A 24,921-nucleotide genomic window follows, 5' to 3' on the forward strand; every position below is an offset into this window, starting at 1 on the left:
GACAGACCTCCCCCATGAGGTCAGTCACATGTGTCGAGTCTGACACTCAGACTCCAGACTCAAAAGTAACTTCGGCGGAATAACCGGTGCAAGCGCCAGGAATGGGGAGGGCTCCCCATTCCTGGCGCTTGCCCACATCGGCCGAGGTCAGCAGCGTGGGATGCCGTTGGTCTCCGGTTCACCCAGACTGGTCCGGCCCGTGATGATGTACCGGCCGGCGTTCCGTCCCGTCTCCATGCGGTACCAGTTGTTGTAGCCGGAGTTCACCACATTGCCGTTCTGGTCGTAGTAACGATTGTCGAATCCGACGTAGCACTTGACGACGAACGAGTCCCCCTGAGAGACCCATGGCGGATTACGGTCTGCCGCCCCGTCGCACCGGAAGGTGCGCTGGTCGTAACTGATCTTCGAGCTGTTCTCGTAGGAGCAGAAACGGTTCGGGTAGGGCTCCACGAAGGCGCCATTCCACGAGCCCTGGCCACTGGTGGCGGTCGCGGAGCGGGCTGCACCGCGGGTCCCCTTGGAGTTCACATTGCGGACGTCGATCGTCGCAGGCTTCTGATATCCGCCGGTGTTGAAGGTGACGGAGTCGTTGACGCCCGCGGCCTTCCAGGCCCCGCTGTTGATCCTGTACTCCGTGGAGACCACGTCGTTCGCACCCGTGTTGTTGGTCCAGCTGAAGGAGACCGAGGTGGATCCGCCTCCGCCGTTCTGACCATTCACCGCCGGGCTGCCAGGCGAGCCGTACGGAACGGTCGACGCCGGATCGCTCGCGTTCGAGCTCGGCGCCACGGACGAGTCGGCCACCACGGTGATCGCCTGACTCTGGCCGTTGGGGAAACCGCCGATCGTCTGCCCCGGCGTGATCGGACCGGACTGACCGGAGGGGCTCGCGTTGTAGTGGTAGCTGACCTCGGAGCTGCTGGAACCGTTGCGCTGTGTGGAGTTCAGCGGTGTGAAGTTCACCGTGATCTGGTGCCCGTTCCCTCCCGTGTTGGCCGGCGTCGCCGTCACATTCGTCGGCGTGGCCAGCTTGCCGGTGGCCCGGCGGGGAGCGCTCGGCGCCGAGACCGGGCTCTTGCCGGCCTTGTTCTCCGCCTGCACGGTGAAGGTGTACTCGGTCTCCTGGTTCGAGACCTGGAACTCCGTGCTGAGCCCGCTCCCTGACACCGTCTTGGTCAGATCGGCCTGGCCACCGCCGTGGCGGGTCACGTAGTAGTTCTTCACGGGGTCGCCGTGCGGGTCCGGAGCGACCCAGTCGACGGCGACCTGGTTCGTCGTGCCCACGGCGGAGAGCACGCGGGTGGTGGGGGCGGCCGGCTGTGCCGGTGGGGCCGCCGGGTGATCCGACGCGGAGTAGGAACTCCAATCGGACGGCGTGGGCGCCTTGTTCACGGCCTGGACACGGACGCGGTATTCGGTGCCGTTCGTCAGCCCGGACCAGGTGTACGTGAGGCCGGTGACGCCGGTCTTGCTCCCCACACCGTTGGCCGGCGGCGGGGAGATCTCCAGGTTGTAGCTCGTCACCGGCGAGCCCTCCGTCTTGGCAGGGGCCCAGGTGATCGCCATGTTCTGGTTCCCTGCCTTCACCGTGGGGGCGTCCGGCTGGTTCGGCTTCACGTCCGGGCGGACCTCGTTGGATTCGGCCGACGGCTTCGAGTCGCCCACCTCGTTGGTGGCGACCACGGTGAAGCGGTACGGGACATCGTTCTTCAGCCCCGTCAGGGTGCACGTGGTGGTGGTGCACTCCTGGGTGAATCCGCTGTTGGACCGCACCGTGTACTTGGTGATCGGTGCGCCGTTGTCCGACGGCGGCGACCAGTGCAGCACGGCCGTCTTGTTCCGGACATCCGTGGCGGTGGGAGCGGACGGGGCGTCCGGAGCGGCCCGGACCGTGATCTTGACCCGGCCCGTCGCACGCCGCGACGAATCCTGCGTCTTGTCGTCCACCGAGTAGCGGACCACGAGGACACCGCGGTAGTCCGCGGCAGGGGTCACGGTGAGCGAGTCCCCGTTGATCACGGGCGACCCGTTCGTGCTGCCGGTCTCGACCTGAGCGTCCACGACCTTCAGAGGGCTTCCCGGGAAGGGGTTGACGTCGTTCTCGGTGACCTTGACGGTCACCGGCTTCCCGGCGTCGGCCTTGTCCACCACATCGTCATTGGCGACCGGGAGCGGACGCGTCGACGCGACCGCCTGAAGGGAGATCTCGGCGCGGACCGGTTCCGAGCGGCCATCGGTCACCGTCACACCCACCACCTGGCGGGCGCCGGCAGCGGTGCCTGCCTTGCCGGTCGCCTTGAGCTGCGACCCTTCGAGGGAGATCCCGAACTTCTCGGCCGACGGCGTGCCGTCCAGGGCGAAGCGCAGCTTCTCCTGATCGCCCTGGTCGACGTCCTTCGCCAGACGGCTGAGGTCCAGGGTGACGGTCTCGCCGTCCGGAACGTCCAGAGGGCTCCCCAGGAACGTGGGCGCGTGGTTGGCATTGGGGTCCGGGTTCACCTTGGTGAGGATCGTCAGGGTGGACTTGAGGCCGTCGGCGTCGTCCGGGCCGTTGCCATCCGTCACTTCGAAGGTCACCGAACCAGGACCCACGAAGTTCTTCAGGGCGGCGTAGTGCAGCGTGGCCCCGTCGGAGCCGAGCACCTTGTCCGCGGAGGCGCCCATGACCTTGATCTTCTCGGCCACGGTGATGCGGGGCGTCCGTCCCGGACGCACCGCGACGTAATCCGAGAGCTTGAGGTCGACGCTCTGGCCCGCCGTCACCTCGACCACCTGGCTGTTCTTGAGCGCGGGCGGCATCTTGCCCTGACCCGGCACGTGCATGATGGCAGTGGCGGTCAGTCCGTCCAGGTCTGTGACGGTGTACGGAATGAGCTGGGCGTTCTCCGCCAGCTTCACGCGCACCTTGCCGTCCGGTCCCAGGCTCGCATTCGTGTTGCCGTCCGGGAACGTGATCTTCAGATCCTCGGTCACCCCGTCCGGGTCCGAGTCGTTCTTCAGCACCGGGATGTCCACGGCCGTCTTGCCGAGTGTCTCCGCGAGAGTCACGTGGTCATCGTTGGCGATCGGCGCCTTGGGCACGGCCTTCGGGTTGACCTTGAGGACGACGACGGCGCTCGCCTGCGCGCCCTTGTCATCGACGATCGTGTACCGGATGTTGTGGGTGCCCTCCGCGCCCGGCGCGGTCAGAAGCACGCGCCCGTTCTCGGTGGCGGACGCGTTGAGGCCGGACTCGCTCTCGAAGCGGTCCTTCACGAGCGCGATCGGGTCCCCGTCAGGATCCGAGTCATTGGCCAGGGCATCGACGGCGATCCGGCGGCCGGGCCTGACCTCGGCGTAGTCGTCCACGGCCAGGGGCTTCTGATTGACGGACGCGGCCGGGGCCACGCCGACGATCACGGTGCCGGTGTTCTCGGCGCCGATGCGGTCCCGCACTCTGTAGGTGAAAGTGTCCGTTCCGGCCGAGGCGGAGCCGGCGATGTATTCGATGACGCCCTCCCCCAGCACGGCCGTGCCCAGGGCCGGCGCCTTGTCGACTCCCACGAGCTCCACCGAGTCGCCGTCGGGGTCGATGCCGTCCAGCGGGATGGCGATCTTGATCTTCATCCCGGCCAGGACCCGCGCCGTGACGTTCTTCGGCTCGGGACGTGCGTTGCGCTCGTCGTCGCGGGCCTTGATCCGGATGGTGAGCTGCGCGGAGTCGGCCTGACCGGACTCATTCATCACCTTGTACGTCGCGTAGACCGTCTTGGGCGTCGGGCCCGCGAGGAAACGGACGGTGTTGCCGGAGGTGAAGATACGTCCGTCGGCGCTGTCCGGCACCTCGGGCAGCTTCGAATCCAGCGTCAGTTTCCCGCCGTTGGGGTCCACGTCGTTGGCCAGGACCGGGATGGTCACCACATCGCCCACGCGGACCGTGGCTTCGTCGTCCTTGGCCTGCGGGGCCGGCAGTTTCGACGGCGACGGGATCACCACGACGGCGATCTCGCCCGTGGCGGACGCCTTGCCGTTGGAGATGGAGTACTTGAGCGTCACGGTGCCCTGGGCGTGCAGATCCGTCACGCGGACGACGCTGTGATCCAGCACGGACACGCTCACGGGCGCGCCGTTCGCAAGCGTCACCGACTGCACCACCAGCACGCCGCCGGCGGGGTCGAAGTCGTTGCCGAGGACGTCCACCAGGGTGCTGCCGCCGCTCGGCAGCTGTGCGACGTCGCGCACCGCGATCGGCGGGCCGTCCGCGTTCGACGGGACCACGTCCACGCGCACGAGCTGCTGCGCCGCCGCCGGGCCGTTGGTCACGGTGTAGGTCACGTAGTGGGTGCCGACCACGGTGGAACTGAACTGGAAGGTCTGCTGGTCGGCGCCGATCACGGCCGTCGACTGCGCGTCGGGAGCCACTCGGGCGAGCCGGAGGGATCCGCCGAGCGGGTCGACGTCGTTCTTCAAGGGAGCGACGGTGATCTTCTGGCCGGCGGGCACGATCACCGAGTCCGCGTTGGCCAGCGGCGGCAGGGCGCTCGGCGGCTTGACGTCGGCCGTCACGCGGATCTCGGCCGTGTCGCGGCCGTCCGAGACACGGAGCGTCAGGGTGCGCTTGCCCGGCGAGGACCCCGCGTCCTGGAGCGTCAGCTGGCCGTCCGGCCGCGTGCGCACCACGTCGCCGGCATTGCTGCTGGTGGCGCCGGTGAGGAACATGTCATCCCCATCCGGGTCCATGAAGTCCGGCAGGACGTTCTGCACCACTTGCTTGCCCTGCTGCAGGACGAGGCTGGGCACGCGCCCCGGCTTGAGCTGAGGCTTGCGGTTGACCTCGGGCGGGACGACGTCCAGCGTGACCTGCGCCGCGTCCTGACCTCCTCGTCCGTCGTCCGCGATGTACTTGAACTCGGCGCTGCCGTGCTTGTCCGCCGGCACGGAGACCTGGAATCCGGTCCCGCCGTAGATGCTCTCCACCCGCCCGATGGACGGCTGGCCTTCGGCCCGTACTCTCAGCACGTCGCCGTCGGCGTCCGAGTCGTTGTCCAGCACGCTGAGGATCGTGGTGCGGCCCGCGCGCACGCCATAGCTGTCCGGCTTCGCGACCGGGCGGGTGTTGGGCTTGCTGCGGTCCGGCAGCGTGGTCTGCTGCACTTCGTCGGCGGAGTCCTTGTCCGCGTCCTGCGAGGTGTTCTTCGGCGGGATCACGTCGTCCCAGTTGTTGACCAGCAGCATGTTCTGGTTCACCAGCCAGACGTTGCCGGCGTTGATGTCGTTCAGCACCACCAGGTCACGGTTGACGCGGAACACGAACGACGGCGAGGCGCTGGCCTGCGGGACGTCGCGCTGCTGGTCATCGGCCGGGTTCACGCACTTGCGCACGTAGCGGTTGCTGCCGCTCCACGCGCTGTAGACGCAGCCGCCTTGCTGCACCGGCGCGGCGGCCACACCGGTCCCGCCGGCGTCGACCGAGGCGGCCTTGCCGCCGTCGAGCGGCTGGACGATCAGCGCTGTGGGCGTGGCGATGGCCACCTGGTCCGCATCCGGCCCGCTCTGCTGGAGGCGGGCATTCCGGGCGTCCGGCACCGGCACGGTGCGGCCGTCCGGCAGGAAGAGTTTGCCGCCGGCCGGGTCGAGCACCACGGTCTTCCGCCCCAGGACCGCCATCTGCACCTCGCCGGCGCCCTTGAGATCCGCCCAGTCCCTGCTGGCGCGGTCCGTGACAGTCCCGGAGTCGTCCAGGGAGAACTGCGTGACGGTGCCCTTGGCCGGATCCACCACGGCGACGTGGCCTTCGGCACTGACCGCCGCTCGGATCCCGGCGCTGCCCTTCACCGCGGGTTCGGCGGAATCCGGTGAGTAGCCGCTCAGAGCTCCGGCCTTCATCGCCCAGACCTGGCCCTTGGCCGGATCGGCCACGGCGATGACGTCCCCGCCGATCGAGGAGGTGGAGGACGCCGCGAGTTTCTGCTCGCCGCTCAGCCGAACTTTGGCGGGGTCGACCTGGCCGAGGGCCGAGCCCTGACTGTCCTGCACGAGGACGTTCTGGCGGGACTGGAGGATGTCAAAGGAGTTGCTGGCGGGCGTGACCGCGCCGTCCAGCACCCGGGAGGCGTAGTTGAGGCGGCCCACCGCGTTGCGCGCGTTCGAGGTGACCCAGACGCCGCCGTCGTTGAGGTCCACATCAGCGGTCTTGAAACCGGGGTACGCGATCGCCGCCGCGGCCAGCGACAGCGACACCACCGTCACCGAGGTGATCCCCAGCACGCGCCGCCCGGTCCGGCCGAGGTTGAAGAACCGTCGCTTGCCCCCGGCATTGAATCCTTGTGGTTTCGTTCCGTCAGGGCTCACGTCAATCCTTCGATGTCATGCAGGAGAATGCGGTGTCGGAGCGGTCCCCGCCCGGACGCTCCTGTCCCCTGAGTTTTTCACGCCGGTGATCCAACTCAAAAGTAACATCGAATGAATAATTACGGGAAGGTCAGTCCACCACGAGCCCGCGGCCTTCTCCGCGCTCCAGCAGCACCGGTGAGATCTCGCCGAAACCACGCACGTTCTCCGGCTCCTGCGGGGTCAGGATGTACCGCTCGTCCCCCGCCAGGACGCTGGCCGTCAGGGAGTCGATCAGCACTGTCCCCGGCTCGGCGAGCGCGGTCAGCCGCGCGGCCAGGTTCACGGTGGGGCCGTAGATGTCGCCCATCCGGGAGAGGATCCGTCCCCAGACCAGCGCCACCCGGGTCTTCGGGAGGATCTCGTCGTCCTCGAAGGCCTGGGAGAGCGCCAGCGAGATCTCGGCACCCGCCGTCGGGGTCTCCGCGACGTACAGCACCTCATCGCCGATCGTCTTGACCAGCCGGCCACCGCCCACGGAGATGATCTCCGCGCATTTGTTCTCGAAGCGCTGGACGAGCTGCGCCAGGGTGCGCTCGTTCATCCGGCGGGACAGGCTCGTGTAGGAGACCAGATCGGCGAAGCCCACGGCGCGTGCCAGCGGCAGCGGAGCGTCGTCCTCATCGCCCTCACGCCCCTCCTCGCTCGCCTCCAGGCCGGAGGCGGCGCGAACCGAGAGCCGCTGCACGGCGGCGTTGAGCTGACGGCGCCAGGAATACCGCAGCACCTGTTCGAGTGGGTCGATCAGGGCGGGCAGCACCTCGACGATGTTCTGACGGGCCTCCGCATCCGGGATGCCCTGATTGGCCATGAGGTCCTCGACCAGGGCCTCGACCTGCCAGACCACCATGCGGTCGGTCATCTGACCGATGGAGCGGGCGATCGAGATGGCGGTCTCCTCGGTGAGGAGGCCCTCACGCACCAGCCCGACGATCGTCTCGAGCGCCTGCTGGTCCGATTCGGTGAACGCGACATCCTGGTCGCCCCAGTTCGGGAAGCCGAGGGCACGCCAGATCTTGCGTGCGGAGTGGAGGGACACCCCCACTCCGGAAGCCACCTCACGGCGTTTGAGTGTGCGGTCACCGCCCAGCAGCCGGCGCTGGAGTTCGCGGACCGAGCCGACCTGGGGCAACGAGGTGGTGGGAACGGGCACCACGGGGGTGTGTTCGTCGGCATCCGTCACCTGCGGGTCGACGGCGGGGGCGGCCGGTGCGGCGGTCTCCTCGCTCACTCTTCACCTTCTCTCAGTTCCCAGGGCAGTGCGGAATCGTGGAAATCATCAATCGTGTCGTCCGGATAGATGACACCGTCCGGGAGGTCATCCAGCGCGTCCTGGATGAAAGTCCGGAACGTCTCCACCTCCGGGACGTCGCTCAGCACCCCGAATCCGCCATGCCGCAGTTCCAAGGTTATAGTCCCCGAACGCAGAGGACGCTGGAGAAGTTCCTGGCGGACCTGGACACCCTGGACACTCGCCAGGAGGTACTGCCGGGTGACCTTGGCCAGGACGCCGTTCAGGATCAGGATCCGCTGGCTGGTGAGCACGTAGCGGGTGCTGTTCCACGCGATCACCCGTGGCAGGGTGAAGAGGAGCAGCACGGCCACCCCGAGGACCACACAGGCCAGCGCCAGGTACGGCGTGGACCCTTCCGGCAGCCATGCCAGCAGGCGGCGCAGATTGCCGCGGGCCACCCACGTGGCGGCGAACGACGCCGCGGCCAGCGCCAGGATCCCGGCTGTGACCGGCCAGATCAGGGTGCGAGCCTGGGGCCGGGTGGTGCAGATGAGCTGTTCCCCGGGAAGCAGGGCCTTACGCATGGCCACCGGAACCGTCGGAGCCGTGCAGGCGGAGATGGACCACGTCCCCGGCGGTCACGGTGTGCTCCCGGCCGTCCTCGGTGAGCAGGACCAGGGAGCCGTGATGGTCGAGCCGTTCGGCACGCCCCACCACTTCGCGGGCGCCCGGGAGGTGGGCTTTCACGATCCGGCCGAGCGTCACCGTGGAGTGCGTCAGACGGTGGTGCAGGGATGGCCCTCCGGCCAGACCGGCGTCGGGGTCGCCGTCGGAGTTGCAGTAGTCGCGGTAGAGCTGGACGAAGCGGCGCAGGTAGGCGGCCACCAGCGCGGTCCGGTCCAGGGGGCGGGCCCCCGCCAGAAGGAGGGACGTGGCGGTGGGCACCGGAAGCTCCTCGGCCGTCAGGCTGACGTTGACACCTGTGCCGAGCACGACGACGGGCGGCTGCCCATCCGACGGGAAGTGCAACTGTGCGAGGATGCCCGCGAGCTTCCGGTCACCGAGCAGAAGGTCGTTGGGCCACTTGACCCCGACGTGGACGCCGCAGATATCCTCCAGTGCCAGGCGCCAGGCCTCGGCGGCCAGGAGGGAGATCCACGAGTAACTGTCCGTCGGCAGTGGGCGGCCCTGGGCGTTGACGGGACGGAGGACGATCGACACCGCGAGCGCCGCCCGCGGCGGGGCGTCCCAGTGCCGGTCGAGACGTCCCCGGCCGCTGCTCTGGTGATCGGCGATCAGGACACTGAGATCGGGGAATTCCGTGCGGCTCAGGCCGTCCTCGGCGGCCAGCGCCGCGAGCAGGTCCGCGTTGGTGGAACCCGTGCTGTCGAGATGGTCCAGGCGGGCCAGCCCGAGGGCCTGGACCAGGCCGTTGCGCAGCATGGCGGCGTCGAACGGCTCCCGCCCTTCCACCTGCCGCGATTCCTCTGCATCCATGGCATCCAGCCTAGTACGCGAGGGGTCCCCGACCGAGCGAAGCGAGGTTGGGGAGCGTACTGGGCGCCAGTACGAGAGGGGTCCCGAGCGGGGGCCCCGCCGGCGAGGGCCCCGACACGAGCGAAGCGAGAGTTGGGAGCCGGTGGGGAGCGAAGCGAGGTTGGGGAGCGTACTGGGCGCCAGTATGTGGCGCCTCGGCCGGGACGCCCCGGCCGCGGTCCATGCCTGGACACGGGAATTTGTAGGGTTCCTACAGCGATGGGCGCCTCACCCCTGGCTAGACTGGCTCTCAGGCTTGTCGAATGTGCACAAGCAACACATACGCCAGCGGCACAGCACTGTGCCGGACCGGAAGTGAGGACCATGAGCCACGACCTTGCCACCACCGCGGGGAAGATCGCCGACTTCCGGGACCGTCAGGCCCAGGCCCTGGTCCCGTCCGGCCAGGAGGCCGTCGAGAAGCAGCACGCACGGGGGAAGAACACCGCCCGCGAGCGCATCGACCTGCTGGTGGATGAAGGCTCCTTCGTGGAGTTCGACGCCCTCGCCACCCACCGCTCCACCGCCTTCGGCATGGAGAAGAAGAAGCCTCTCGGCGACGGCGTGGTCTCCGGCTACGCGACGGTGGACGGCCGCCTGGTGGCGCTCTACAGCCAGGACTTCAGCGTCTACGGCGGTTCCCTGAGTCAGGTGAACGGCGAGAAGATCGTCAAGGTGCAGGAGTTCGCCCTGCGCAACGGGTGCCCCGTGATCGGCATCAACGACGGCGGCGGCGCCCGCATCCAGGAAGGCGTGGCCTCCCTGGCGATGTTCGCGGACATCTTCCGCAACAACGTCCACGCGTCCGGCGTCGTGCCCCAGATCTCGCTCATCATGGGCCCGTGCGCCGGTGGCGCCGCCTACTCCCCCGCCCTGACGGACTACGTGGTCATGGTCGACAAGACCAGCCACATGTTCATCACCGGCCCGGACGTCATCAAGACCGTCACGGGCGAGGACGTGGACATGGAGACGCTCGGCGGCGCCCGCCAGCACAACGCCACCACCGGCACCTCCACCTACCTGGCCAGCGACGAGGCGGACGCCATCGAGTTCGTCCGCGAACTCCTCGACTTCCTGCCGAGCAACAACCTCGCCGAGGCCCCCATCCTGGAGCACGGCCAGGAACTCGAGGTGGACGAGGACGACCTCACCCTGGACACCCTCATCCCCGACTCCGCCAACCACCCGTATGACATGCGCCGCGTGATCGAGAACGTGGTGGATGACGGGAACTTCCTGGAGATGCAGGCCCTCTACGCGCCGAACGTCATGATCGGCTACGCCCGGATCGAGGGCCACACGGTCGGCATCGTCGCCAACCAGCCCATGCAGTTCGCGGGGACCCTGGACATCGCCGCCTCGGAGAAGGCCGCCCGCTTCGTGCGGCACTGCGACGCGTTCAACATCCCGATCGTCACCCTGGTGGACGTGCCGGGCTTCCTGCCCGGCAAGGACCAGGAGTTCCAGGGCATCATCCGCCGCGGCGCCAAGCTGCTGTACGCCTACGCCGAGGCCACCGTGCCGAAGCTGACCGTCATCACCCGCAAGGCCTACGGCGGCGCGTACATCGTGATGGGGTCCAAGAAGCTCGGCGCGGACCTCAACCTCGCCTGGCCCACCGCGCAGATCGGCGTCATGGGCGCTCAGGGCGCGGTCAACATCCTCTACCGCCGCGATCTCGCCGCGGTGCAGGCCGAGGGCGGCGACGTCGAGGCCCGGCGCGCGGAGCTGATCCGGCAGTACGAGGACGAGCTGCTCAACCCCTACCAGGCCGCCGAGCTGGGCTACATCGACGCGGTCATCGCCCCCAGCGAGACCCGCACCCAGCTCATCCGTGGCCTGCGGGCCCTGCGGGACAAGCGCGCCGGCCTGCCCGCCAAGAAGCACGGCAACATCCCGCTCTAAGGACGAACATGGCAACCGACACCGCAGATGCCGCGCAGGGCGGCGTGGAGAGCGAACAGCCGTTCCTCTCCGTCATCCGGGGCGATCCGACGCCCGAGGAGCTCGCCGCGCTGACCGCCGTCGTGAGCGCTCTCGCAGCGGCTCCGCAGCAGGACTCCGCCGCACCGACCCGGCACTCCGAACGGTTCTGGCACCGCCGCGCCCAGTTCAATGTGCCGCTGAAGGCCGGGCCCGGCTCCTGGCGCAGGTCCCGGGGCTGAGCCCTCCCGGGCTGGGCTTCCCGGCGTCCGGGATCAGCCTGCCGGACGGTACCGTCGCAGCGCACCCTCGGGGACGCTGAACCAGAGCGGGGAGCCGGGGCTCGCGTCCATGGCCGCCACGAGGCTGACATCCGCTTCGGCGTGCACTTCGTGCCCGGCGGACTCCCCCGCTTCGCCCTCGGCCCGCAGCAGCACGGTCTCACCCCGGGGCTCGAGGGCCTGGGCCCGCACCGGGAAATGCCGCGCGCCGGCAGGCAGGCCACTCGCCTCCGCCCCGAGTCCCGGCTCACGCGCGGACACGACGACGTCGGCCGCCCGGAAGGCGGTCGCGTCCCCTCCGGTGCGGATCAGGTTCAGCCCGGCCAGCCGGGCGGCGAAGACGTTGGGCGGGCGCGTGAACAGCTCGCGCGTCGGCCCGGAGGCCACCACCCGCCCGTCGTGGAGGATGGCCGTGTGGGTGGCCAGCGTCAGGGCGTCGAGGATCTCATGGGTGATGAGGACGGCGCTCTGCCGGGCCAGCAGTTCTTTGAGGATCCCCCGCATCCGCGTGGACGCGGTGACGTCCAGGGCGTTGAGAGGCTCGTCCAGCATGAGGAGTCCGGGCCGGGTGGCGAGTGCGCGGGCCAGCGCCACGGTCTGCGCCTGCCCGCCGGAGATCTGCCAGGGTTTCTCACCGGCGAACTCCCGCCCGCCCACCTTCTCCAGCCAGACGAGTGCGTCCTGGCGGGCCTGAGACTTCGGCACGCCCCGGCTGCGCAACCCGAACGCCACATTGTCCAGGGCGTCCAGGTGCGGGAAGAGCAGGGGGGTCTGAGCCATGAGCGCCACCGAGCGTCGGTGGGTCGGGACGTTCACGCCCCGTGAGCTGTCGAGCACGGTGCGACCGCCCAGCTCGATCCGCCCCACGGCCTGCCGCCGGGAGCCCGGCAGGGTTCCGGTGACCGCCGCGGCGAAGGAGGACTTGCCGGCCCCATTGGGGCCCATGATCGCGAGGGTGTTCCCCTCCCCCAGGCTCAGCTGAAGGTCCAGGCCGCGCGACGGCACCCGGACGTCGGCTTCGAAGAAGGCGGAGATCCGCTGAGGTCCGGCGCTCATCGGACACCCGTCCAGCGCCGCGCCCAGGGTCCGTGAGCCAGCCCCACCGCCAGGATGGCCACCGCCACCAGCACCAGCGCCAGGGCGGCGGCCGCGTCAGGATCGCTTTCCCGGGCCAGGTAGATCTCCAGGGGAAGGGTCCGGGTCACGCCCTGCAGATTGCCGGCGAAGGTGAGGGTGGCCCCGAACTCGCCCAGGCACCGGGCGAAGGCCAGAACGGCGCCGGAGAGCAGACCGGGCAGGGCGAGAGGGAGAGTCACCCGCCACCAGGTGGACGCGGGGCTCGAACCGAGAGTGGCCGCGACCGTCTCGTAGCGCGCCTCGCCACTGGACAGCGCCCCCTCCATGCTGAGCACCAGATACGGCAGGGAGACGAACGCCTGCGCCAGCACCACGGCGGCCGTGCTGAAGGACAGCTCCACACCCAGCGCCCGCAGCGGTGGCCCCAGGAGCCCGGCGCGCCCGAAGGCATAGAGCAGGGCCAGGCCGCCCACCACGGGCGGGATCACGAGGGGCAGGAGGACCAGTGCCCGGAGGACCCGCTTGCCGGGGAACTGCGCCCGCGAGAGCACGGCCGCCAGAGGCACGCCGAGCACGATGCAGAGCGCAGTGCTCAGGCAGGCGGTGCGGAGGCTCAGGGACAGGGCGTCGAGCGCCGCCTGCCCCGTGACCAGGGGGATGAAATGGGTCCAGTCCACCCTCAGCGCCATGGCCAGCGGCGGGACCAGGATGAAGGCGAGACCCACGACGGCGGCCAGCAGCATCCAGCCGGGCACCCCGTTCAGGCGGAAGCCGCTCGCCCCGCTTACCTCACGAGGTGAAGCGGAGCGTCCAGAGCCGCTTCCCCGGGCGCGGGTGGTCCCGCCACCCGGAGCGCTCACGGTGTGCCGAAGCCGGCCTCGGCCAGGACGGTCCGGCCCGGCTCGCCGGTGAGGGCGGCGAGGAAGGTCTTTCCGCCGTCGCTGTCCGGACCGTTCTTGACGAGTGCCGCCGCGTAGGTGTTGACGGCGGAGCTGCTCTGCGGGAAGTCGACGGCCTTCACCTTGCCCTTGGAGCCCTGCACATCGGTGCGGTAAACCAGCCCGGCGTCCGCCTCACCGGAGGAGACCTTGCCGAGCACGTCGGTGACGGCGAGCTCTTCGCTGACCGGTCTGATGTCGATCCCGGCCGCGGTTTCGACCTTGTGGCTGGCCGCGCCGCAGGGGACCTGCACCGCGCAGAGCACGGTCTTGACGCCGGGCTTCGCCAGATCGGACAGCGCGGTGATGCCCGCGGGGTTCGCCGGCGGGACGGCGATGGTCAGGGTGTTGCTGGCGAAGTTCTGTGCGGCGCCGTCCAGCGAACCGGCGTCCTTCAGCTTGCCCATGGTCGCGTGATCCGCGGTGGCCACCACATCGGCCTTGGCTCCGGCCTTGATCTGCGCCACGAGGTCCTGGGACCCGGCGAAGTTGAACTTGAGATCGAGTTCGGGGTGTTCGCCGTGCAGCTTCTCCGCGAGCGTGGTGAAACTCGTCTTGAGGGAGGCGGCGGCGAAGACCACCACGGTCTTCTTCCCCGCGGGCGCGTCAGACGCCGCGCTGCCGGAAGCGGAGGGTCCGGCCTGCGCCGAGCAGGCGGCGAGGGCGAGCGACGCCGCCGCGAGGGCGACGACGGCCTTGCCGACGCGCGGACGGGGGCGGGCATCATGCTTCATCGGGGACCTCCACGATCACGTTGGTCGCCTTGACGACTGCCACGGCGAGCTTTCCTTCCCGGATGCCGAGTTCTTCGACGGCCTCCGTGCTCATGAGCGAGACGATCCGGTGCGGGCCGCACTGCATCTCCACCTGGGACATGACCTTGTCCGAGATCACGCGCGTGACCAGCCCGACCATGCGGTTCCGGGCCGAGCGTCCCACCTTCGTGGGATCGGCGGGCTGCGCCGCCTGCTCCCGGGCCAGCGCGGCCAGGGACAGCGCATCCACCTCGGTCACTCCCCCACCGCGTTCCACCTTCAGCAGGCCGCTGGAGAGCCACCGGCGCACCGTGTCGTCGCTGACGCCCAGGAAGGCGGCGGCGTCCTTGATCCGGATTCCACTCATGGAGCGAGCTTAGCCAAAATTTCGCCTTTGCGGTTTTTCTGACACCGAATGATCGCAGATGCGAACGGCGCGAACGAACGAGTCGCCCGGCAACCGCCCGCCACGTCCACGCGCCGAAAGTTTTCAAGCACTCCTTTCAAAAAATGCCTACGCTAGGGACTGTGACTGAGAACACCCGCCCCAAGACGGCCATCGACCAGCTCGCCGACAGCTACACCGCACGTCTACTGGAACTCGACCCCGCCCTGGCGACGAGTCTGGGACTGCCGGGCCACGAGAGCGAATACCCCGATTTCTCCCCTGCCGGGCAGGAGGCCTTCGCCCGCCTGGACCAGGAGACCGTGAACGCGCTGGACGGGCTGGATCCCGTCGATGACGTGGACCGCGTCACCCTGGACGCCATGCGTGAACGCCTGGGTCTGGCACTGGAGCGTCATGCCAGCGGCTGGACCCTGGCCGAGCTGAACAACATCGCCTCCCCCGCGCAGGACATCCGCGCGGTCTTCGACCTCATGCCCACGGAGACCGAGGAGCACTGGCAGCACATCGCCGGACGCGCCCACAACGTCCCCGCAGCCATCGACGGGTACATCGAGTCGCTGCGCACCGCCCAGGCCCAGGACCTCGTCTCGGCGGCACGCCAGGTGCGGATCGTGATCGAGCAGGCCGCCGGCTATGCCGCGGAAGACGGCTTCTTCGCCAAGCTCGCCCGGGAGGCCGCGACGTCGTCGGGCCCTCTGCCGCAGGAGCTGCAGGCCACGCTCGACGACGGCGTGCAGCGCGCCCGGGACGCGTACGGCACCCTGATCGAGTTCCTCCGCGAGGAGCTGCTGCCGTCCGCACCGGAGAAGGACGCCGTGGGCCGCCAGCGCTACGCCCTGGCCAGCCGCACCTTCCTGGGAGCCACGATCGACCTGGAGGAGAGTTACGCCTGGGGCGTCGCCGAACTCGACCGGCTCATCGCCGAGCAGGAGAAGGTGGCGCAGGAGATCAAGCCCGGCGCCACCATCGAGGAGGCCAAGGAGATCCTCAACGCGGACGCCTCCCGGCAGCTCCAGGGCACGGACGCCCTGCGCGCCTGGATGCAGAAGCTCTCCGATGAGGCGGTGGCCGCACTCGCCGGCACCCACTTCGACATCCCCGGGCCGATGAAGACCCTCGAGTGCATGATCGCCCCCACCCAGGACGGCGGCATCTACTACACCGGCCCCAGCGACGACTTCTCCCGTCCCGGCCGCATGTGGTGGTCCGTCCCGCCGGGCGAGGATGAGTTCACCACCTGGGCCGAGACCACCACGGTCTATCACGAGGGCGTCCCCGGGCATCACCTCCAGGTCGCCACGGCCGTGTACCGCAAGGAGCTCCTGAACGACTGGCGCCGCAACATCTGCTGGGTGTCCGGCCACGGCGAGGGCTGGGCCCTGTACGCGGAGAAGCTCATGCAGGAGCTCGGGTTCCTCTCCGACCCCGGGGACCTCATGGGCATGCTGGACATGCAGCGCATGCGGGCCGCCCGTGTGGTGTTCGACATCGGCGTGCACCTGGAACTGGACATGCCCGAGCGCTGGGGCGGCGGCCCCTGGACCGCGGAGAAGGGTTACGAGTTCCTGCGCGCCAATCTGCCCATCAGCGAGGGCCAGCTCCAGTTCGAGTTCACCCGCTACCTCGGCTGGCCCGGGCAGGCGCCCAGCTACAAGATCGGCCAGCGCCTCTGGGAGCAGATCCGCCAGGAGCTCCAGGAGCGCGAGGGCGAGGACTTCGACGTCAAGGCGTTCCACTCCAAGGCCCTGAACATCGGTTCCGTCGGTCTGGACGTCCTGCGCACCGCGCTTCTCGGCTGAAACCCGGCCGAGTCCGGCAGGCCTGGACGCCCGCCCCACAAGGCCCCGCGACGCCGCCGCCCGGTTTCCGGGCGGGGGCGTCGCCGTCCCATCCGGGGACTCCCCTTTATTCCCGTTCCGAGGAAAAATCCAGATTCGGGGCGGAAAAGTAACACTGCTCAACGCAAAGTGGAATATTGTTACGCCGATTTCTATTGTCCTGTGGGTGAGTACAGAGACCAACGCACCCAAGGCACCGAGCCGCCTGCCCCGCTGGGCCGGCAACTTCGGCGTCCAGATCATCGCCGCACTGGTGCTCGGCGTCATCCTCGGCCTGGTGGCCAGGAACCTCGGCGGCACCCATGATGCCCCCAACGGCCTGACCATCACGCTTCAGACCATCGGCTCCAGCTACGTCGCCCTGCTGAAGACCGCCGTCGTCCCCCTCATCTTCACCGCCGTCGTGAGCTCCATCGCCAATCTGCGTGCCGTGACCAACGCGGCCAAGCTGGCGTGGAACACGCTCCTGTGGTTCGCCATCACGTCCCTGATCGCCGTGCTGATCGGCATCGGCCTGGGCGTGCTCCTTCAGCCGGGCGCCGGGACCGGCCTCAGCGAGGAAGGCGCCAAGTACGCGGGCACCTCCGGCAGCTGGTGGGCCTTCCTTCAGGGCCTCATCCCCAAGAACATCCTCGGCCTCGAGGTCAGCACCAAGATCACCGACGGCGTGGCTTCCACGAGCGTGAACTTCAACGTCCTGCAGATCCTCGTCCTCGCGATCGCCGTCGGCGTCGCCGCCTTGAAGGCGGGCAAGAAGGCCGACAAGTTCCTGGACTTCAACGCCTCCGCGCTGGCCGTCATCCAGAAGGTCCTCTGGTGGATCATCCGGATCGCCCCGATCGGCACCATCGGCCTGATCGGCAACGCCGTGGCCAGCTACGGCTGGGACACCATCGGCGCGCTCGGCAAGTTCACGGTCGCCATCTACATCGGCCTGGCCCTGGTCCTGTTCGTGGTCTACCCGATCCTGGTCCGCAGCCACGGCCTGTCCATCAAGCAGTACTTCTCCGGCGTCTGGCCGGCAGTCCAGCTGGCCTTCGTGTCCCGCTCCTCCGTGGGGACCATGCCGCTGACGCAGCGCGTGACCGAGCGTAACCTCGGCGTCCCCAGCGGCTACGCCTCCTTCGCCGTGCCGCTCGGTTCCACCACCAAGATGGACGGCTGCGCCGCGATCTACCCGGCCGTCGCCGCGATCTTCGTGGCCCAGTTCTTCGGCATCAACCTGGACTTCGGCCAGTACCTGCTGATCGTCCTGGTCTCGGTCCTGGGTTCCGCCGCGACGGCCGGCACCACGGGCGCCGTCGTCATGCTGACCCTGACGCTCTCCACCCTGGGCCTGCCGCTGGCCGGCGTGGGCCTCCTGCTGGCCATCGACCCGATCCTGGACATGGGCCGCACCGCGGTCAACGTGGCCGGTCAGGCCCTGGTCCCCACTCTGGTGGCCAAGCGCCAGGGCATCCTGGACCTGGACCTCTACAACGCACCCCGCCAGGGCGTGGCGTTCACCGATGAGGTCTCCGAGAATGCCGCAGAGGGTTCCGAGAAGGAACTGGTGGGCGCGGATCGCTGACCCCACCAGGGTCCCCCCCGCCGCGTAGCCTCTCTGCTCGCGAAGTGACACTTGGCGCCTCTTCCCCGTCCGGGAAGGGGCGTCAAGTGTTCTCTCTCGGAGGGTGATCCCGTATTAGGCTCTAGGCATGCTGATCGTCACCACGAATGAAGTCCCCGGGCACCGCATCGACGCCGTCTTCGGCGAAGTGATGGGCCTGACCGTCCGCTCCCGCGACATCGGGTCTCAGATGCTCGCGGGCTTCCGCTCGCTGGGCGGCGGTGAGCTCCCGGAGATGACCAAGGCCCTGTACGAGAGCCGCCAGGAGGTCATGGGCCGCATGGTCAACGAGGCCCAGCAGCGCGGCGCCAACGCGATCGTCGCCATGCGCTTCGACACCTCCGAGATGGGTGGCAACTGGACCGAGGTCTGCGCCTACGGCACCGCCGTCTTCATCATCCCGCTCAAGGAGGGCGAAGAGGGCGCCACCGGCCAGTCGGTCTACCTCACGCAGCAGGGCCAGGATCCGAACAACCAGCCCGGCAACACCCAGCTGTGAGCGGCGCGCCTCGTCTCATCCTCGCGTCGCAGTCACCCGCCCGGGCCAAGCTCCTCACCGAGGCCGGCCTGCGCTTCGACGTGATCGTCTCCGCGGTCGATGAGGACGCGGTCGCGGCGGCCGCCGGTGACCCCTCGCCGGCCGAGACCGCGCTGCTGCTGGCCCGGGCCAAGGCCGAAGCGGTCGCGGCGCTGCCCGAGGCACGGGACGCTTACGTGCTCGGCTGCGACTCGGTCTTCGAATTCGACGGCGCGGCCTACGGCAAACCGTACGAGCCTGAGGTCGCCATCGAGCGCATCTCCCGGATGAGCGGCCGGGAAGGGGTGCTGCACACCGGCCACTGGCTCATCCCCCCGGCAACCGCTGCAGTGAACGACGACGCCGGCCACGCGCCGTCGTCGTCCGCGGCGGAAGGCGACGCGACGGGAGCGTCAGGGCTGGGCAGGCTGTCCAGCGCCACCGTGCGCTTCGCCGAGATCGATCCCGCGGAGATACGGGCCTACGTGGCCACCGGGGAGCCCCTGCACTGCGCGGGCTCCTTCACGATCGACGGGATTGGCGGGGCCTTCATCGAATCGGTGACCGGTGACCCGCACGCCGTGGTGGGCCTGTCCGTTTCGACGCTCCGCGGGCTGCTGGCCGACCAGGGAACGGGCATCACCGCCTTCTGGGCCTGACGCCCGGACTTTTGTAGAACTCCTACAAAGAGTGACGGCACTACGCGCGGAAATCGTCAGTAATCTCGGCGGAACCCGCCAAGAGGTACTAAGGTCGGTGTCAGTTGACAATTTCGAGGAGTTCCCTGCCATGACCCAGTTGAGCAAGGTGCTGATCGCCAATCGCGGCGAGATCGCAGTGCGCGTCATCCGAGCCGCCCGTGACGAAGGCATCCAGTCCGTGGCGGTGTACGCCGATCCGGATCGCGACGCCCTGCACGTCAAGCTCGCCGATGAGGCCTACGCCCTGGGTGGGAACACCGCAGCGGAGTCGTACCTGGTGATCGACAAGCTCCTCGACGTGGCCCGCCAGTCCGGCGCGGACGCCGTGCACCCCGGCTACGGCTTCCTCGCCGAGAACGCCGAATTCGCACAGCGCGTGATCGACGCGGGTCTGACCTGGATCGGCCCGTCGCCCGAGGCGATCGACGCCCTGGGCGACAAGGCGAAGGCCAAGCACATCGCCCTCGCCGCCGGCGCTCCCCTGGCCCCGGGCCTCAAGGACCCGGTCAAGGACGCCGACGAGATCATCTCCTTCGCCCAGGAGAACGGGCTGCCGGTGGCCATCAAGGCCGTCTTCGGCGGTGGCGGCCGCGGCTTGAAGGTGGCCCGCACCCTCGAGGAGATCCCCGAGCTGTACGAATCCGCCGTCCGTGAGGCCGTGACGGCGTTCGGCCGCGGCGAGTGCCTCGTGGAGAAGTTCCTGGACTCCCCGCGCCACGTCGAGACGCAGTGCCTCGCGGACGCCCACGGCAACGTCGTGGTGGTGTCCACCCGCGACTGCTCCCTGCAGCGCCGCAACCAGAAGCTGGTCGAAGAGGCTCCCGCCCCGTTCCTCACCGAGGAGCAGAACCGCCGCCTCTACGAGTCTTCGAAGGCCATCCTCAAGGAGGCCGGCTACCTCGGCGCCGGCACCTGCGAGTTCCTGGTGGGCCAGGACGGCACCATCAGCTTCCTCGAGGTCAACACCCGTCTCCAGGTGGAGCACTGCGTCTCCGAAGAGGTCTCCGGCCTCGACCTGGTCCGCGAGCAGTTCCGCCTCGCCCGTGGCGAGGAGCTGGGCTATGACGACCCCGAGGTCCGCGGCCACTCCTTCGAGTTCCGCATCAACGGCGAGGACGCCGGACGCAACTTCATGCCGGCCCCCGGCACCGTGGAGACCATCAGCTTCCCCAGCGGCCCGGGTGTGCGCGTGGACTCCGGCATCCAGGCCGGCGAGGTCATCAGCGGGAACTTCGACTCCATGCTGGCCAAGCTGATCGTCACCGGTTCCAGCCGCAAGCAGGCCCTGGAGCGTTCGCGCCGCGCCCTGGCCGAGCTGGAGATCACCGGCATGCCGACCGTCACCCCCTTCCACCGCGCCGTGGTCTCGGACCCTGCCTTCGCGCCGGAGGAGGGCCCGTTCACGGTGCACACGCGCTGGATCGAGACCGCCTTCGACAACACCATCCCGCCGTTCGCCGGTGTCCCCGGCGCCGCCGACGACGCCGAACCGCGCCAGAACGTGGTGGTGGAAGTGGGCGGCAAGCGCCTCGAGGTCAGCCTCCCGGCGTCGTTCGCCTCCGTGGCAGCCGGCCCGGCCAAGGCGGTCAAGCCGCGCAAGGCGAAGAAGTCCGGCCGCGGCGGCGCAGCCGGAGCCGCCGCAAGCGGTGACGACCTGACCTCGCCCATGCAGGGCACCATCGTGAAGGTGGCCGTGGCCGACGGCGACGTCGTGGCCGAGGGGGATCTGATCGTGGTCCTGGAGGCCATGAAGATGGAGCAGCCGCTGACGGCCCACAAGGCGGGCACCGTGACCGGTCTGACCGCACAGCCGGGCGAGACCGTGACCGCCGGCGCCGTGCTGGCCACGATCGCCGACTGACACCCGTTTCGACGCCGAAGGCGCGGCACCCCCAGAGGGTTCCGCGCCTTCGGCGTTTCCAGGGCCGTGGGAGCGTCCAGGGAACTGCCGGAGCTCAGGAGCGGTTCAGATGCCGCCGGTTCAGCTCCGCCAGCTCTTCATCACTGAGGTCGTCGATGGCTTGCGCGTCGGCCTTGTCGCTGCGCTGGAACCGCATCATCATGAGGATGATCAACGGCAGGTCCACCACTTCGGCCACGAACCACAGAAGGTCTCCGGCGAGCTGCTGATCCCGCAGGGCGCCCGGGAACCAGCCCAGCGCGCCGGGCACGGGGCCCGCGAATCCGTCCAGCACGGTGCCGGACAGCCGGAGGAGGATCCCCGGCACGGCGTCGGCCAGCAGCTCGATGAAGACGTAGATGAACCCCACCACCATCACGGCACTGCTCGCGGGTCGCTCCTCCCCCTCGACCGCGGGCAGAACCATGAGGAGGCCGAGGGCCGGGGCCAGGAGCACGGTCAGCGCTCCCGCCAGCGGGTCGGTGCGGAGCAGGTACAGGACCGGCGTCAGGAAGGACGCGAAGAGCGCCAGGCCCAGCAGGGGCGAGACCACCGGGTGGGACAGCAGCCGGACCGGACGGCCGGCCATGAAGGCGTCCACGCGCCGTCGTCCCTTCTCTCCGAGCGTTTCCCGGGCGAGCGCCAGCGGGCGCCCCGCCGCCAGCAGCAGCGGCACCACGAAGACGTAACCGGCCACCTTGAGGGTGAACACCCAGCGCAGGGAGGCGCCGTACACGCCCGGGAAGCCACAGGAGAGGTACAGGAAGAGGAGGAGACCCACCAGGAAGCTCAGGTTCCTCCGTACGGGCCAGCGCTGCGCTTTCCGCACACCCCGGGCGTACAGGACCGCGACGACGGCGGCCAGCAGCAGCGCGGGGATGTCGACGGTCCAGCTGGTGACGAGAGCGCTCACGGGCGGCATGACGGGGAACCTTCCTGATGACGGCGGTCTCCCCGCCCCCGGAGTCCCGCCCGGCCGATCCCGAGTGACCGTCCCATGGTACCGACGCGAACCCGGGGCCGTTCCCAGGAACGCCGACGGCCCGGCGCCCCGAGGGATGCCGGGCCGCTCTCACGGAGCCCAGAGGAAGCAGGACGGCTCAGGCGACGTTGTTCTCGAAGTCCACGTCGGCCGTCTCGCGGGTCAGGAACAGGGCCACGAGGGTCAGCACCGCGGCCAGGGCCAGGTAGACACCCACCATCCACGTGCTGCCGTGTCCGGCCTGCCAGAGGGCGATCGCCACGAAGGACGCCGGGGCGGCTCCGATGACGCTCGAGAGGTTGTAGGCCACGGCCGATCCCGTGTACCGGACATTGGAGGGGAACAGCTCCGGCAAGTAGGCGGCCATCGGACCGAAGGTCAGGCCCATGAGGGTGAATCCGATGATCAGACCCACCATGGCCGCTCCGGTGCCCGGGCCGAACATGAGCGTCCAGGCGCAGCCGAACACGAAGATCCCCGAGGTCACCCAGATCAGGAACTTCCGGCGGCCGAACTTCTCGGCCAACGGCCCGGAGACCACCGTGAAGATGCCGAAGAACACCACACCGAGGATGAGCATCCACTGGAACAGGGTCCTGTCGACGCCGAGACCCGGGACGAACGCCGCAGGATCGAAAGCCTTGCCCGCCTTCTTGGCGGCGGCTTCCGCCTTGGCCGCGGTGTCAGCGGCGGTGCCGTAGGTCAGGGTGAAGCTCGTCATGAGGTAGAAGAGCACATAGGTGGCCAGCATGATGAAGGTGCCTGCCAGGACCTGACGCCAGTGGAAGGTGAAGGTGACGGCCAGCGGGACCCGGGCCACCTTGTCCTCCGCGAGGACCTTCTGGAAGGACAGCGACTCCTCCAGCTTCAGACGCACATAGAGGCCCACGACCACGATGACGGCCGAGAGAATGAAGGGCACGCGCCAGCCCCAGTCCAGGAACTGCTGCGGGGTGAGCCAGGTCTGCAGGGCCACGAAGATGAGGTTGGAGAGGATGAAGCCGATGGGGGCGCCGAGCTGCGGGAAGGTGCCCCAGATGGCGCGTTTGCCCGCGGGGGCGTTCTCGGTGGCCAGCAGAGCGGCACCGGACCACTCGCCACCCAGCGCGATGCCCTGGGCGAAGCGGAGGACCACGAGCGCCAGTGGAGCCAGGACCACCCAGCCGCCCGCGGCGGGCGGCAGGAAGCCGATGAGGAAGGTCGCGATACCCATGGTGAGCAGCGAGGCCACCAGGGTCCCCTTGCGGCCCAGCTTGTCACCGAAGTGCCCGAACAGGATCGAGCCGATGGGGCGGGCCACGAAAGCGACGCCGAAGATGGCGAAGGCGCTGAGGATCGCGTTGATGTCCGTGGCGTTCGGGAAGAACAGCTTCGGGAACACGAGCACGGAGGCCGTGGCGTACGCGTAGAAGTCGTAGAACTCGATCGTGGTGCCGATGAGGCTGGCGAAGATCACCCGGCCTCGGGTGTTGGCGGCAGGCGCCTGGGCGGGTGCCCCCGGGGTTCCCGGGGCAGCCGGTGTGGCTGGAGTGGATGACATGGGTCCGGCTTTCCTTCCGGGCGGCCCGCCCCCTGAAGCGGCCGCCATGCTATGAGACGGCGTTCATCTTAACCACCAGGGTCCAACTACTGGACAACCGCGTCCAGTATGTGGAATGACTCGCACGATCCCTTTCACGTTCGACCCGCGAAACCGGCTGTGCCATCGGGCGACGCCGTCAGCGGGCCGCCGCCTCCGCGATCAGGCCGGTGAGCCGCTCGGGGACGGAGAACTGAGGCCAGTGTCCTGAGCCGATCGTCACCACGTCGAGTGCCTTCACGGCCGCCGCCTCATCAGCGAACGCGCCCCACTGAGCCAGGGCCGCTCGGAACTGTTCCTCGTCCATGCCGCCCGAGAGGACCGTCACCGGCACGTCATACCTGCGCTCGTCCGTCAGGGAGATGGGACCGGTGGGCACCTGGACGGGGACGCTGAACGTGTCCTTCGCGGCCCGCTCCCGGACCTCCGGGGTGAGGTCGTGCACTTCCTCCTCGTCGAAGAAGTCCCAGCCGGGGAACGGGATCACCCCGTCCACCACCGCGAATTCGGAGATCATGGCGCCGGGCGGCGGCACGGCAGTATCCACGAGGATCACCCGCGAGACCTTGTCCGGACGGGCGTCCGCGGCGCCCCAGACCACGTTTCCGCCGCCGCTATGGCCGACGAGCACCACGGGCCCGTCCAGCGCGTCGATCTGCGTGACGGTCGCCGCGACCCAGTCGTCGATGGTCAGGGAGTCGGACTCGGCGGCCGGTGCGCCGACGCCGGGCAGAGTGACGGGGTGCGGGCGGTGTCCGGCGGCGACGAGCCCCGGGACCACGGCATCCCAGGAGGACGCGTCCAGCCAGAGGCCGGGTACCAGAATCAGATCCATGGGCTCAGCCTACGCTCGCCCTCCGACGATTTTCGAGGGGTCGTTTTGCTGGTGGAGTGTGCGCGGCGCCTAATTCGACGGCGTCCCGTTCGTCGACCGCACCCGCACCCGCGCCCGCAGCACGGCGTACAGCACCGCTCCGATCAGCGGGACCACAAGGATCAACAGGGCCCACACCAGACGGGAACGCAGGGACAGGTGACGATCGGTGAGCGCAAGGAGGGAAACCGCCAGGATGCCTGCCGCCATGACGACAAAGGGAATCGACGCGAGGCCCATGTCCCAGTAATTCGGATCCAGCTCAGATGGTTGGTTCATGACGCTGACGAGCAAGTGGACCATCCCCCATTTCCCTCGGCGGTCGGCTGAACCCAGTATCCCAGGGAAAGGCGATTCGACCAGCCTGGAAGAGCGCCCGGCCTCCCACTGAAG

The 24,921-nt window shown here is 69.0% G+C and carries 19 protein-coding genes; 7 read left to right on the top strand and 12 right to left on the bottom strand.

Annotated features, from left to right (window positions below; all coding sequences use genetic code 11):
- Positions 1 to 147: 147 nt before the first annotated feature.
- From AB4Y75_RS08715 to AB4Y75_RS08730, 4 genes are all read right to left on the bottom strand, one after another.
- Complete coding sequence (locus AB4Y75_RS08715; protein WP_441435475.1) at positions 148 to 6,333, bottom strand: Ig-like domain-containing protein; 6,186 nt, start codon at positions 6,331 to 6,333, stop codon at positions 148 to 150.
- Between the two features lie 130 nt (positions 6,334 to 6,463).
- Positions 6,464 to 7,528, bottom strand: a complete 1,065-nt coding sequence (locus AB4Y75_RS08720; protein ID WP_441435771.1) for an adenylate/guanylate cyclase domain-containing protein — start codon at positions 7,526 to 7,528, stop codon at positions 6,464 to 6,466.
- A gap of 71 nt (positions 7,529 to 7,599) precedes the next feature.
- A complete protein-coding gene (locus tag AB4Y75_RS08725; protein WP_441435476.1) occupies positions 7,600 to 8,190 on the bottom strand; it encodes a PH domain-containing protein in 591 nt (196 codons plus the stop codon).
- On the bottom strand, positions 8,183 to 9,103 hold the full coding sequence (locus AB4Y75_RS08730) for a biotin--[acetyl-CoA-carboxylase] ligase (RefSeq protein WP_441435477.1): 921 nt from the start codon (positions 9,101 to 9,103) through the stop codon (positions 8,183 to 8,185). The genes AB4Y75_RS08725 and AB4Y75_RS08730 overlap by 8 nt, the downstream gene beginning before the upstream one ends.
- A 363-nt stretch (positions 9,104 to 9,466) precedes the next feature.
- Here AB4Y75_RS08730 and AB4Y75_RS08735 point away from each other — a divergent pair, with 363 nt between their 5' ends.
- Positions 9,467 to 11,050, top strand: coding sequence for an acyl-CoA carboxylase subunit beta (locus AB4Y75_RS08735; RefSeq protein ID WP_370959825.1), 1,584 nt, complete (start codon positions 9,467 to 9,469; stop codon positions 11,048 to 11,050).
- An 8-nt stretch (positions 11,051 to 11,058) separates the two neighbouring features.
- The gene (locus tag AB4Y75_RS08740) at positions 11,059 to 11,310 is read left to right on the top strand and encodes an acyl-CoA carboxylase subunit epsilon (protein WP_441435478.1); all 252 of its coding nucleotides are present in this window, start codon (positions 11,059 to 11,061) and stop codon (positions 11,308 to 11,310) included.
- Positions 11,311 to 11,343: 33 nt separating this feature from the next.
- On the opposite strand, the gene AB4Y75_RS08745 is transcribed toward AB4Y75_RS08740, so the two are convergent.
- From AB4Y75_RS08745 to AB4Y75_RS08760, 4 genes are all read right to left on the bottom strand, one after another.
- Positions 11,344 to 12,405 (bottom strand): sulfate/molybdate ABC transporter ATP-binding protein, encoded by a 1,062-nt coding sequence (locus AB4Y75_RS08745; protein ID WP_441435479.1) that lies wholly within the window; start codon positions 12,403 to 12,405, stop codon positions 11,344 to 11,346.
- Entirely contained in the window at positions 12,402 to 13,169 is a 768-nt protein-coding gene (locus tag AB4Y75_RS08750; protein WP_441435772.1) for an ABC transporter permease, read from the bottom strand. Before AB4Y75_RS08750 ends, AB4Y75_RS08745 begins: the two co-directional genes overlap by 4 nt.
- 113 nt (positions 13,170 to 13,282) lie before the next feature.
- The gene (gene modA / locus AB4Y75_RS08755; protein ID WP_441435480.1) at positions 13,283 to 14,098 is read right to left on the bottom strand and encodes a molybdate ABC transporter substrate-binding protein; all 816 of its coding nucleotides are present in this window, start codon (positions 14,096 to 14,098) and stop codon (positions 13,283 to 13,285) included.
- Positions 14,088 to 14,486, bottom strand: a complete 399-nt coding sequence (locus tag AB4Y75_RS08760; RefSeq protein WP_441435481.1) for a TOBE domain-containing protein — start codon at positions 14,484 to 14,486, stop codon at positions 14,088 to 14,090. Before AB4Y75_RS08760 ends, modA begins: the two co-directional genes overlap by 11 nt.
- A gap of 161 nt (positions 14,487 to 14,647) precedes the next feature.
- Between AB4Y75_RS08760 and AB4Y75_RS08765 the strand changes: the two genes are divergently transcribed.
- The 5 genes from AB4Y75_RS08765 (at position 14,648) to AB4Y75_RS08785 (ending at position 21,054) form a co-directional block, all read left to right on the top strand.
- Entirely contained in the window at positions 14,648 to 16,327 is a 1,680-nt protein-coding gene (locus AB4Y75_RS08765) for a DUF885 domain-containing protein (protein WP_441435482.1), read from the top strand.
- 205 nt (positions 16,328 to 16,532) lie between these two features.
- Positions 16,533 to 17,936: a dicarboxylate/amino acid:cation symporter gene (locus AB4Y75_RS08770; protein ID WP_441435483.1), complete on the top strand. Its 1,404-nt coding sequence runs from the start codon at positions 16,533 to 16,535 to the stop codon at positions 17,934 to 17,936.
- 127 nt (positions 17,937 to 18,063) lie between these two features.
- Complete coding sequence (locus AB4Y75_RS08775; protein ID WP_441435484.1) at positions 18,064 to 18,474, top strand: YbjQ family protein; 411 nt, start codon at positions 18,064 to 18,066, stop codon at positions 18,472 to 18,474.
- A complete protein-coding gene (locus tag AB4Y75_RS08780) occupies positions 18,471 to 19,151 on the top strand; it encodes a Maf family protein (protein ID WP_441435485.1) in 681 nt (226 codons plus the stop codon). Before AB4Y75_RS08775 ends, AB4Y75_RS08780 begins: the two co-directional genes overlap by 4 nt.
- A gap of 130 nt (positions 19,152 to 19,281) precedes the next feature.
- Positions 19,282 to 21,054 (top strand): acetyl/propionyl/methylcrotonyl-CoA carboxylase subunit alpha, encoded by a 1,773-nt coding sequence (locus AB4Y75_RS08785; RefSeq protein ID WP_441435486.1) that lies wholly within the window; start codon positions 19,282 to 19,284, stop codon positions 21,052 to 21,054.
- A 94-nt stretch (positions 21,055 to 21,148) separates the two neighbouring features.
- On the opposite strand, the gene AB4Y75_RS08790 is transcribed toward AB4Y75_RS08785, so the two are convergent.
- The 4 genes from AB4Y75_RS08790 to AB4Y75_RS08805 form a co-directional block, all read right to left on the bottom strand.
- A complete protein-coding gene (locus tag AB4Y75_RS08790; protein ID WP_441435487.1) occupies positions 21,149 to 22,015 on the bottom strand; it encodes a cytochrome c oxidase assembly protein in 867 nt (288 codons plus the stop codon).
- A gap of 178 nt (positions 22,016 to 22,193) precedes the next feature.
- Positions 22,194 to 23,615, bottom strand: a complete 1,422-nt coding sequence (locus tag AB4Y75_RS08795) for an MFS transporter (RefSeq protein ID WP_441435488.1) — start codon at positions 23,613 to 23,615, stop codon at positions 22,194 to 22,196.
- 178 nt (positions 23,616 to 23,793) lie between these two features.
- Entirely contained in the window at positions 23,794 to 24,489 is a 696-nt protein-coding gene (locus AB4Y75_RS08800) for an alpha/beta fold hydrolase (RefSeq protein ID WP_441435489.1), read from the bottom strand.
- 69 nt (positions 24,490 to 24,558) lie between these two features.
- Complete coding sequence (locus AB4Y75_RS08805) at positions 24,559 to 24,831, bottom strand: PLDc N-terminal domain-containing protein (protein ID WP_441435490.1); 273 nt, start codon at positions 24,829 to 24,831, stop codon at positions 24,559 to 24,561.
- Positions 24,832 to 24,921: the final 90 nt, after the last annotated feature.

Origin of the sequence: Arthrobacter sp. RAF14 (assembly GCF_052114185.1) — a bacterium.
GTDB lineage: Bacteria > Actinomycetota > Actinomycetes > Actinomycetales > Micrococcaceae > Arthrobacter_E.

What these genes read in the sequence shown, in the direction of transcription:
- AB4Y75_RS08750 (WP_441435772.1), bottom strand. Translation starts at nt 13,169, where the DNA reads ATGCTGCTGGCCGCCGTCGTGGGTCTCGCCTTCATCCTGGTCCCGCCG.
- AB4Y75_RS08800 (WP_441435489.1), bottom strand. Translation starts at nt 24,489, where the DNA reads ATGGATCTGATTCTGGTACCCGGCCTCTGGCTGGACGCGTCCTCCTGG.
- AB4Y75_RS08740 (WP_441435478.1), top strand. Translation starts at nt 11,059, where the DNA reads ATGGCAACCGACACCGCAGATGCCGCGCAGGGCGGCGTGGAGAGCGAA.
- AB4Y75_RS08795 (WP_441435488.1), bottom strand. Translation starts at nt 23,615, where the DNA reads ATGTCATCCACTCCAGCCACACCGGCTGCCCCGGGAACCCCGGGGGCA.
- AB4Y75_RS08730 (WP_441435477.1), bottom strand. Translation starts at nt 9,103, where the DNA reads ATGGATGCAGAGGAATCGCGGCAGGTGGAAGGGCGGGAGCCGTTCGAC.
- AB4Y75_RS08760 (WP_441435481.1), bottom strand. Translation starts at nt 14,486, where the DNA reads ATGAGTGGAATCCGGATCAAGGACGCCGCCGCCTTCCTGGGCGTCAGC.
- AB4Y75_RS08775 (WP_441435484.1), top strand. Translation starts at nt 18,064, where the DNA reads ATGCTGATCGTCACCACGAATGAAGTCCCCGGGCACCGCATCGACGCC.
- modA (WP_441435480.1), bottom strand. Translation starts at nt 14,098, where the DNA reads ATGAAGCATGATGCCCGCCCCCGTCCGCGCGTCGGCAAGGCCGTCGTC.
- AB4Y75_RS08785 (WP_441435486.1), top strand. Translation starts at nt 19,282, where the DNA reads ATGACCCAGTTGAGCAAGGTGCTGATCGCCAATCGCGGCGAGATCGCA.
- AB4Y75_RS08735 (WP_370959825.1), top strand. Translation starts at nt 9,467, where the DNA reads ATGAGCCACGACCTTGCCACCACCGCGGGGAAGATCGCCGACTTCCGG.
- AB4Y75_RS08745 (WP_441435479.1), bottom strand. Translation starts at nt 12,405, where the DNA reads ATGAGCGCCGGACCTCAGCGGATCTCCGCCTTCTTCGAAGCCGACGTC.
- AB4Y75_RS08790 (WP_441435487.1), bottom strand. Translation starts at nt 22,015, where the DNA reads ATGCCGCCCGTGAGCGCTCTCGTCACCAGCTGGACCGTCGACATCCCC.
- AB4Y75_RS08805 (WP_441435490.1), bottom strand. Translation starts at nt 24,831, where the DNA reads ATGGTCCACTTGCTCGTCAGCGTCATGAACCAACCATCTGAGCTGGAT.
- AB4Y75_RS08725 (WP_441435476.1), bottom strand. Translation starts at nt 8,190, where the DNA reads ATGCGTAAGGCCCTGCTTCCCGGGGAACAGCTCATCTGCACCACCCGG.